This window comes from Oleiphilus sp. HI0061, from assembly GCF_001635675.1.
This window is the reverse complement of the sequence record NZ_LWFE01000163.1, coordinates 1-600: the sequence shown is the minus strand read 5'-3', so window position 1 is coordinate 600 and position 600 is coordinate 1. Positions and strand designations below refer to the sequence as shown.

Below are 600 nucleotides of genomic sequence, written 5' to 3'. Positions count from 1 at the left end.
AGCTGGATAGGGTTGCCACCAGCTGAAGGATCTTCAACAGACATGGCAGCTAATTTTTGTACATCGCCTAAGTTGATACCGATTTCATCTAAGGTACGTGGTATACCAAGGTCTGCTCGAAGTTGGTGGACCCAAGAAATAAACGAGTCTGCGGAACCTCCGTCTAGGTCAAGATATCTCGCGGCGCGCCCGAGCTTTGTTTTGATTTCACTATAATTCTCTTCGAGGACATAAGGCATCAAAATAGCATTTAGAAGACCATGATGCGCACCATATGTTGCACCTATAGAATGTGCGATAGCATGCATCGCTCCCAAACCTTTCTGGAACGCTGCAGCCCCCATACTTGAAGCAACCAGCATATGCATCCGCGCTTCTAGGTTATCGCCATTTTCGTATGCAAGCTGGAGATTTTCTTTAATCAGGCGCATACCTTCAAGCGCAATACCCTCAGCCATCGGGTGGTAAGAAGGTGAGCAAAAAGCTTCAAGGCAATGTGATAAGGCATCCAAGCCCGTTGCAGCGGTAATTTTAGCTGGCAAACCTGTCGTTACGTTGGGGTCCAATATCACTAGCACTGGTAGCATCTTTGGGTGGAAT

At 47.3% G+C, this 600-nt stretch carries 1 protein-coding gene; it reads right to left on the bottom strand.

Annotated elements, in window-relative coordinates; genetic code table 11:
* A partial coding sequence (locus A3735_RS01945) for an iron-containing alcohol dehydrogenase (RefSeq protein WP_369820498.1) occupies positions 1 to 578 on the bottom strand: 578 nt, incomplete at its 3' end.
* Between the last annotated feature and the right edge of the window lie 22 nt (positions 579 to 600).